This is a genomic window from Halarchaeum salinum (assembly GCF_039520965.1).
Classification (GTDB): Archaea; Halobacteriota; Halobacteria; order Halobacteriales; family Halobacteriaceae; genus Halarchaeum; species Halarchaeum salinum.
This window is the reverse complement of record NZ_BAAABL010000056.1, coordinates 51,282-59,530: the sequence shown is the minus strand read 5'-3', so window position 1 is coordinate 59,530 and position 8,249 is coordinate 51,282. Positions and strand designations below refer to the sequence as shown.

The following is an 8,249-nucleotide window of genomic DNA, read 5'->3' as shown; positions in this document are numbered from 1 at the left end:
TCCCGCTTCACTTCCAACGTTCTAACGACTCATCCCGACGCTGTCTGCGGATTCAATAGAGCCGTCCAAGACATACTCGTCGATGACCGACCCGCAGTTCTGACACGATTTCATAGCGATCCGTATTGGTGTCTGTTGGCATGGGTCATATAGCTGTCCCCCGATCGGGGCTGGAAGGCCGAACGCCTTACGTGGCCCACGGCCCCACCACGAGTATGTCGAAGAACGCGGATCCCGAGTCGGCGCGCCGCTACTACGACCTCGTGGACGACGAGGACTACGACGGCCTGTTGGGCCTCTTCAGCCCCGATATCGTCTACGAACGACCGGGCCAACCGGCTATCGAGGGCCTCGCGGACATGGAGGCGTTCTACGAGACCGGCCGACCTCTAGAGGACGGCGAGCACACCGTCTTCGATGTCGTCGCCGACGACGACACCGTCGCCGTGCGCGGGCGTTTCGAGGGTGTGCAGGACGGCGAGACGGTCGCCTTCGGCTTCGCGGACTTCCACGAGTTCGACGACGAGGGGTTCATCGCGCGGCGCTACACGTACACCGACCGCGATACGGTGTAAGGCGTCGCGCGCCGACGCACCCTGACGAGGCGTGTTGTGGCTTGACAGACCTCGCCGCCCGCAACTGCAATACCGGTCCCCCTACTACGCCGGTGTATGCACGACTATGCCGACGACCCGCCGATCGAGGAGCGCCTCGGCGACGCCCTTCGTGAGGCGGGCGACACCATCGCCACCGCGGAGTCCTGCACGGGCGGTCTCATCGGCTCGCTCCTCACGGACGTCCCCGGCTCCTCCGACTACTTCGATCGGTCGTCCGTCACCTACACCTACGACGCGAAACTCGACAGCGGCGTCTCCCGAGAGGCCCTCGACGCCCACGGCGCGGTGAGCGAACCCGTCGCCCGCGAGATGGCGCGTGCCGTCCGGGACGCCGCCGGGACGACGTGGGGCGTCTCCACCACCGGCATCGCCGGGCCGACCGGCGGGAGTGACGAAAAGCCCGTGGGGACCGTCTACGTCGGCGTCGCACACGCCGGCATGTGGGGTGACGACGATACCTACACCACCGTCGAACGCTACGGCTTCGACGGCGATCGCACCGCGATCAAAGAGCAGATCGCCCGGCAGGCGCTCGACGACGTGCTCGCCGCCGTGGAGGCCCGCGAATGAACAAAAAGGACCATATCCTCAATGGCGGGCTGTTGGGGATCGGCCTCGGCTTCGTCCTCCACCCGGAGGGGAACGTCCAGACGCTCGTCACGATGGCCGCCGTCTTCGTCCCGGTCGTCCTCGGCGCGCTCTTCCCCGACATCGACACCGAGTTCGGCAAACACAGGAAAACGCTGCACAACGTCTTCGTCGTCGCGATCCTCTACGGCTACACGATCTACTTCGCGAACCTCCAGTGGGTATGGATTGGCGTCGTCTCCCACTTCGTCCTCGACGTCCTCGGCTCGAAGCGCGGCATCGCGATCTTCTACCCGTTCTGGGACAAGGAGTTCGGCACGCCTGTCGGGGTCACGACGTCCTCGCAGTACGCGACGGTCATCACCATCGTCATCACGCTGGTCGAACTCGCCGTCATCTACGCCCTCCTCACCTACCTGCCTGGCGTTATCCCGCACGTCGATCTCTCCGCGGTCTCCGTGCAGGCGATCGGGCTCTAAACAACCTGCGAGGGCGAGTTCCCCGACCCACCGGGGTCGGGGGTGTCACCAGAACGCTTCGCGTTCTGGTTGCTAACCAGAAGTCTCCGACTTCTGGTGATGAAGCCCGACACTCGACTTAGTGTTCTGTCTCCTCGATATACCGTTCAACCACTTCCTCCGACACGGCTCTCGTCGTTCCAACGTAGTATCCGACCTTCCAGAATCCACCGCCCCAGAAATACGACTCCCGAATCTCGGGATACCGTTCCAGTAGGTGTTTTCCTGAGTACGACTTGAACTGCCGAGCAATATCTGCTGGACTGTGTTTCGAATCTGTTTGCACGAACAGGTGTACATGGTCGTCCGCAATCTCCAACGCCAGAATTTCGTGCTCGAAGTGGTCGGCAGTCTCCGCAAACAACTCTCGCACATCGACCTCCACTACATCGAGAACCGGGTGGCGGTACTAAGCGGGATCGGAGATTCCGCGAGGTACGCAAATCGAAGATTTGCTTGACTTGGGACACCAGACGAAGTGATACCTGCAGGAACTGACCGAATGTTCGTGACTGCGGTACTCCTCCATCCCTCTTCCCTATATTTATGACAGCCTGGAACGATTGTCAAAGCATGGGTGAAGAAGCCACGAAAACCATTCAGACGCGCCTCCACATAGCGTCTGGTGAACGGTCGTGGCTTCACGACGCCCGCCTCGCTTCGCGCGAGATATTCAACGAAACCATCCGCCTCAAACAACACGGGTACAGTCGCACCGAGATACAGCGAGAGGTTGACCGCGACGACTTCTTGCGGAACAACAAGTGCGCGGTCGTCGGCAAAGCCCTCCAGACGTGGGACTCCTACCAGTCCCTCAAAGAGTGGTGGCAGAATCAAGACGACCCTGATGGCGGCAAGCCGACGCCGCCGAATACGGACAAATCTGGTGCGTACCCGCTCGTGATGGCGCATACGGAAGGCTATCGCCTCACCGTTGACGACGACACGAACCGCGTCCAGTTCCGCATCAGCCCGAAACCCTACAAGAAGGTGAGAGGCCACCTTCGGGGTGAACCGGACGCGATGGACGAACTTCGAGACGCTCTCGCGTCGGACGAGGTGGATGTGGGGCAGGCCGAACTCCTGTACCGCGATGGCGTGTACTACCTACACGTCACGGTCACACGCGAGTTCGACGTGCCCGAACCCGACACCAGCGACACGCTTGTTGGCGTGGACATCAACGAGCGCAACGTCGCTCTCACCGCCCTCGACCGCGAGACGATGCGGACGAAGGGCACGCTCGTCCTCGACTACGGGCGAGTAAAGCAGGAACGCCAACGCTACCACACCATCACTACTCGCTGTCAGGAACACGGCAAGACAAGCATCCACCGGAAACTCGGTGACAAGGAGGAACGATTTACCGAGTGGGTGTTGCATCGCCTCTCCCGTGCTGTCGTGGAGTTCGCGGAGCAGTTCTCGAATCCGGTTATCGTGTTCGAGGATATGGAGGGTATCCGCGAGGAAATGCAGTACGGGACGTATATGAACCGCCGGTTGCACAAATTGCCGTTCCACAAGTTCGAGACGTTCGTCTCGTACAAGGCGACGTGGCGAGAGATTCCGACGGATACGGTGGATGCGTACTATAACTCAAAGACGTGCTCGTGTTGTGGTGAGCGTGGGTATCGGCAGGGACGGCGGTTCTGCTGTACGAACGACGAGTGTGACGTGGCACAAGACCACGCCGACCGGAATGCGTCGGTGAACATTGCGTGGCGCGAGAGGGCGAAAATCGACGGTAATACGACGAATTACCGGACTCACAAAACCCAGCCGCAGGTCAGGTTGGTGCGTCTGTCCGGGTCGGGGCGTGTAAGCCGCCCAACCTCATCCCGTTCCCTTGCGGAACAGGGAGTGCTAGCGCACGGCTGAGGGAATTACAAAAGCCTCGGGCCACCGCGCCCCAGGCTGTTTACGGGGTGGCCACAGGCGTCGAGATATCGAGGTTAATAGATCCGCACGTCGTCGAAGCAGCCCTCGTACGCGATGTGGCGCGGGTGGGTCGGCTCCATCCCCGAGAGGAGCACGCGATCCAGTTTCTCGTAGGTGTTCTCCCACGCGAGATCGAAGAACTCCACGCGACAGCGCAGCGTGTGTCGCCACCCCGAGCGATGCTCGACGTGCCGCGGCGCGCCCTCCTCGAGGGCGGCAAGGAGGTCCGCCTCGCTCGCGATCTCACGCTCGAACGTCGTCCACACCTCGCCGACCGTCGCGCGCCGGTGGGCGTAGCTCGACCCGAACGCCGGGAGGCCGTGGGCCTCGACGAGCTCGCGCGATCGCTCGTTCTGGTACGGCCACTGTTTCGGGTTGTACACTTCGCCCGCGGCCAGTTGGTCGGCGTAGCGCTCGAAGTCACTCGCGCCGAGGCTCACCGTCGCGAACGTCGGGTGTGGCGCGAGCGCCGTCGCGTCCTGTGCCGCGAGCTCCTCGAACGCGCCCGCGAGCGTGATAAAGTCCGGAATCGGCTCGTCGAGACCGAGCGCAAGGACGTGTTTGCGCTCCTGCCACGGGCCGGTGAACACCTCACGGGCCGGGACGACGAGCAGGTCGTCGTCCGTGAACCGATCGGCGCGCTCGCGGATCGCCGGGAGGCGCGTGAAGTGCGGTGCGTACACGAGCACGTCGATACCGCGGGCCTTCGCGCGCGCCGCGACGTCGGCGTCCAAGACTTTCATGTGTGGATCGACGCGAGTCTCCGTCACGCGACGGCGTATGCGCCCGGTCGCTTTTAGCGTTACACTTTCGCGCGCTCGGCCGGACGCTTTTTGGGCGCGCCGCGAGACGCCCCGGTCATGAGTGACGACTGGCGCGACGACGACATCAACACCGTGCTCCGCGTCCTCGCACAGGGCGCGCTCGGCGTCTCGCCCGCCGGGATCGCCGCGAACGCCGACGCGCTCCTCGACGACAACCTGTCTATCACGGACGTTGAGGCCGCCCTCGACGCCCTCGCCGAGCGCGACATGGTCGAGACGCTCGACACCGACAGTTCGAGCGCCTACTACCGGCTCAGCGAGCACGGCCGAGACTACGCGGACGTCGAGTTCGCGGAGAACGCCTTCGGCTACATCGACTGACGGTAAGGACTATATCGGTCGTTCGTGTGGAACACGGTGTGCCGACGAACACCACGGGCCGACTCGCCTATCTCGCCGACGAACGCGACGTCGAGATCCGCGAGTATCCGGTCCCCGATCCCGAACCGGGCGCGCTCGTCACCGAAGTCGTTCGTGCGAACGTCTGTGGCTCCGAGTTACACATCTGGAACGGGGAGCACCCGCTCCTCGACCGGATGGTGCTCGGCCACGAAGCGCTCTGTCGCATCAGCGACCTCGGCGAGGGCGTCACGACCGACTACAACGGCGAACCGATCGAGGAGGGCGATCACGTCGCCCCCACCTACTTCGTCGCCTGCGGGAAGTGCGCGGCGTGCGGCCGCGGCGAGTTCCGCTCCTGCGAGAACGACCTCTCCCACTGGGTGAACCACCCGGACGAGTTCCCCCACTTTCACGGGACGTTTGCGACCCACTACTACATCCATCCCGAACAGCACTTCTACAAGGTCCCCGAGAACATTCCGGATGGCGTCGCCGCCGCCGCGAACTGCGCGCTCACGCAGGTCCTCTTCGGCCTCGAACAGGTCGAGCTCTCCTACGGCGAGACCGTCGTGATTCAGGGTGGCGGCGGACTCGGACAGAACGCCATCGCCGTCGCGAACGAGTTCGGTGCAGAGACCATCCTCGTCGAGGGCGTCGACGAGCGCATCGAACGGGCTCGCGACTTCGGCGTCGACCACGTCATAGATTTCCGCGAGCACGAGACCGTCGAGGCGCGTGCCGATCGTGTCGCCGAACTTACGGACGGCCGCGGCGCGGACGTCGGCGTCGAGGTCGCGGGTGTCCCCGACGCCTTCGCGGAGGGTCCCCACCTCCTCCGCAACGGCGCGCGCTATCTCGAAATTGGGAACATCACACCCGGCCACACGACCGAGTTCGACCCCGCGCTCCTCACGCGCAAGAACATCGAGGTGACGCCGACGATGCACTACGACCCGTGGTATCTCGGACAGGGCCTCGACTTCCTCTCGCGCACCGTCGATCGTTACCCCTACGCGGAGCTGATCGACGCGGAGTTCGACCTCGTTGACGTCTCGACGGCGCTCCAGAAGGCGGACGACCGCGAGATGACGCGCCCGTCGCTCTCCCCCGGCCACGGGGACTAGAGAACAGGGCTGAGGCGACCTCGCGTTCCGGACGGGGGAATGCCTCGAACCCGGTCCAAACCGCGAGAACCGCGTGCACCACCCTTCGGCGCTCGCGGCGACGCCGCCCGCGTTCGTCGGGGAACGCGTCGCGATGCTCAGCGTCCCGCGCTGTCACCGCAAGTGGAAGCGGGCAGTGGGTAGGGAGAGCGCGCTAGCATGCCTCCTACCTCGCTCCCCGCTTGTGTTCACGAGGAGCGCCTCGCGTCGCTCAGCGCTCCTCAGAGTCGAGCACCCGGATCTGGTCCCCGCGGACCGTGACCGGGATCGGAACGGTCGCCTCGTAGAGTTCGACGGTGACCTGGTCCTTGCCCTCGTCGATACGCTGGACCTGCGCCTTCTCGCCCTTGAACGGGCCGGCGATGAGCTCGACGATGTCGCCCTCCGCGATGCCCTCGACGTCGGGCTTCGGGCTGAGGAAGTGCTCGACCTCGCTGATCGAGGACTCGCCGGGCACCATACTGCGCGCGTGCGGGATCTCCTCCATGACGCGCGAGATGACGGCGTCGTTGTCCGCCTCGACCATCACGTAGCTGGTGAGCGCGTCGGGTGCGAGGACGGCGTGAACCTCGTCCTCCTCGCGGTTGGCGATCATGCTCGCGACCGTCTGCTCCTGGCTCGCGGTCGTCTTGACGGCGAACACGCCCATGCGTTAGACACCCGTCCCGGGGACGAAGCCCATGATGAGGAAGATCGCGAAGCCGATGACGCCGATGAGGAGGATGCCGGCCCCGGCGATGAGGGCGATCTGGGAGAACTCCTCCCACTCCGGGGTACTGGCCAGTTTCAGCACCCGCGTGTACGCTGAAAGCTCTAGGGGAACGTCCATACCGGCGATTCGGGAGCGGTACTTTTCTATCTTCCGCAACGGGTCGCGGGAGTGTCGCTGCGCCTCGCCGGCGGCAGGGTTCGGGCCGCGCTCAGAGACCTTCGAGACTGCGGAGTTTCTGCTCGACCTCGGGGGGCGCGCCGCTGGGGGCGTCCCGGACGCGGTGGTCGGGAACGACGAGCGGCACGGGGTTCTCCGCGAGCGCGGTGCGCGCGAGTTGCCGGTCGGCCTCCTCGTCGGCGTCAAGCCCCGCCGTCATGCGGGTGAGCGCCTCAACGGTCACTTGTTCGCCGTAGCCGACCTGCCGCACCGTTTCCAGTACGGCGCGCTGGTCCGTCGCCATCGTGAGGCCGACCGGGACGTCGTCGAAGTCGTCCGCAACGCCCTCGAAGTAGGCGTTTAGCCGGTCGAAGAGGGGATGGTCGTCCATCGCGTCCTCGTCGGGGTCTTTCGGGAAGGAGACGTCGATGACGCGGTCGCCGGCGACGCCGAGTTGCACGTAGCGATCGAGATACGTCGTGGCGAGCGCGTAGATGCCGGCGTCCATACGGGGTCGGTCGGCGAGCGCGGACTTGAAGGTTCATGCTCCGGACGGTTGGAGGGAAACCCTCTTGTACAAAAGAGTGCATTAGTGTACAGTAATGGACGATGATCTCGCACCACAGGTGCGTTCGATCCTGCGGGCGGCGCGCGAGCGCGACGTCACGGACGGCCGGGTGTCGGTCGAACCGCGCCCGCTCACGGCGGCGTTCGACGACGCCGAGGCGGATGGACGCGTGCCCGTGATCGCGGAGGTGAAACCGACGAGTCCCACGACGGAGGGCGAGCGGACGGACGACCCCGTCGAACTCGCCGAAGCGATGGTCGCGGGCGGCGCGAGCGCCCTCTCCGTGCTCACCGAGCCCGAACATTTCGGCGGGTCGACGGCAAACCTTGAACGGGTACGAGCAGCGGTAGACGTCCCCGTGTTGCGCAAGGACTTCGTCGTGCGCGAGGCGCAGCTGGACGCCGTCGCGGCGGACGTCGTGCTCCTCATCGCACGCTTCGTCGGCGACGACCTCGAACGCCTTCACGACGCGGCGCGCGAGCGCGGCTTCCAGGTACTCGTTGAGGTCCACGACCGGGACGAGCTCGAACGCGCCATCGACGCCGGCGCGACGTACGTCGGCGTGAACAACCGCGATCTCGCCGAGCTCGATGTCGACCTCGGAACGTTCGAGGAGGTTGCGCCGGCAGTTCCCGATGACGTGACGCTCATCGCGGAGAGCGGCATCTCGACGCCCGCGGACGTCCGACGGATGCGAGAAGCGGGCGCAGACGCGCTCCTCGTCGGCTCCGCGATCATGGACGGCGATGTCGCCACGAACACCGAAGCGTTGGTGAACGCGGAGGTGGTGGAGTCCACATGAGCCGACGCGAGACTGCCGCGG

General features: G+C 64.8%; 11 protein-coding genes and 1 pseudogene. 7 read left to right on the top strand and 5 right to left on the bottom strand.

Annotation, left to right across the window (positions count from 1 at the left end; all coding sequences use genetic code 11):
- Positions 1 to 215: 215 nt before the first annotated feature.
- The 3 genes from ABDZ36_RS09755 to ABDZ36_RS09745 all read left to right on the top strand — a co-directional run bounded on the left by ABDZ36_RS09755 (position 216) and on the right by ABDZ36_RS09745 (position 1,684).
- Positions 216 to 575 (top strand): nuclear transport factor 2 family protein, encoded by a 360-nt coding sequence (locus tag ABDZ36_RS09755; RefSeq protein WP_211312563.1) that lies wholly within the window; start codon positions 216 to 218, stop codon positions 573 to 575.
- 96 nt (positions 576 to 671) lie between these two features.
- Complete coding sequence (locus ABDZ36_RS09750) at positions 672 to 1,187, top strand: CinA family protein (RefSeq protein WP_211312564.1); 516 nt, start codon at positions 672 to 674, stop codon at positions 1,185 to 1,187.
- The gene (locus ABDZ36_RS09745) at positions 1,184 to 1,684 is read left to right on the top strand and encodes a metal-dependent hydrolase (RefSeq protein ID WP_211312565.1); all 501 of its coding nucleotides are present in this window, start codon (positions 1,184 to 1,186) and stop codon (positions 1,682 to 1,684) included. Before ABDZ36_RS09750 ends, ABDZ36_RS09745 begins: the two co-directional genes overlap by 4 nt.
- A 118-nt stretch (positions 1,685 to 1,802) precedes the next feature.
- On the opposite strand, the pseudogene tnpA reads toward ABDZ36_RS09745, so the two are convergent.
- Positions 1,803 to 2,252 (bottom strand): annotated as a pseudogene (gene tnpA, locus ABDZ36_RS09740) (IS200/IS605 family transposase).
- Between the two features lie 44 nt (positions 2,253 to 2,296).
- Between tnpA and ABDZ36_RS09735 the strand changes: the two are divergent.
- The gene (locus ABDZ36_RS09735) at positions 2,297 to 3,601 is read left to right on the top strand and encodes an RNA-guided endonuclease TnpB family protein (RefSeq protein ID WP_211312566.1); all 1,305 of its coding nucleotides are present in this window, start codon (positions 2,297 to 2,299) and stop codon (positions 3,599 to 3,601) included.
- Between the two features lie 74 nt (positions 3,602 to 3,675).
- Here the strand turns inward: ABDZ36_RS09735 and ABDZ36_RS09730 are convergent, their stop codons facing one another.
- Positions 3,676 to 4,404 carry a PHP domain-containing protein gene (locus ABDZ36_RS09730; protein ID WP_211312632.1) on the bottom strand — a complete coding sequence of 243 codons (729 nt, stop codon included), beginning with the start codon at positions 4,402 to 4,404 and terminating at the stop codon, positions 3,676 to 3,678.
- 117 nt (positions 4,405 to 4,521) lie between these two features.
- Here ABDZ36_RS09730 and ABDZ36_RS09725 point away from each other — a divergent pair, with 117 nt between their 5' ends.
- Positions 4,522 to 4,806: a hypothetical protein gene (locus ABDZ36_RS09725; RefSeq protein ID WP_211312567.1), complete on the top strand. Its 285-nt coding sequence runs from the start codon at positions 4,522 to 4,524 to the stop codon at positions 4,804 to 4,806.
- A gap of 38 nt (positions 4,807 to 4,844) precedes the next feature.
- On the top strand, positions 4,845 to 5,951 hold the full coding sequence (locus tag ABDZ36_RS09720) for a zinc-binding dehydrogenase (protein ID WP_343749296.1): 1,107 nt from the start codon (positions 4,845 to 4,847) through the stop codon (positions 5,949 to 5,951).
- 250 nt (positions 5,952 to 6,201) lie between these two features.
- Here ABDZ36_RS09720 and ABDZ36_RS09715 read toward each other — a convergent pair whose 3' ends face one another.
- The 3 genes from ABDZ36_RS09715 to ABDZ36_RS09705 form a co-directional block, all read right to left on the bottom strand.
- Positions 6,202 to 6,639: a transcription elongation factor Spt5 gene (locus tag ABDZ36_RS09715; protein WP_211312568.1), complete on the bottom strand. Its 438-nt coding sequence runs from the start codon at positions 6,637 to 6,639 to the stop codon at positions 6,202 to 6,204.
- A 3-nt stretch (positions 6,640 to 6,642) separates the two neighbouring features.
- Positions 6,643 to 6,819 carry a protein translocase SEC61 complex subunit gamma gene (locus ABDZ36_RS09710; RefSeq protein ID WP_211312569.1) on the bottom strand — a complete coding sequence of 59 codons (177 nt, stop codon included), beginning with the start codon at positions 6,817 to 6,819 and terminating at the stop codon, positions 6,643 to 6,645.
- Positions 6,820 to 6,910: 91 nt separating this feature from the next.
- A complete protein-coding gene (locus tag ABDZ36_RS09705) occupies positions 6,911 to 7,366 on the bottom strand; it encodes an MGMT family protein (protein ID WP_211312570.1) in 456 nt (151 codons plus the stop codon).
- Between the two features lie 94 nt (positions 7,367 to 7,460).
- Between ABDZ36_RS09705 and trpC the strand changes: the two genes are divergently transcribed.
- On the top strand, positions 7,461 to 8,228 hold the full coding sequence (trpC, locus tag ABDZ36_RS09700) for an indole-3-glycerol phosphate synthase (protein ID WP_211312571.1): 768 nt from the start codon (positions 7,461 to 7,463) through the stop codon (positions 8,226 to 8,228).
- Positions 8,229 to 8,249: the final 21 nt, after the last annotated feature.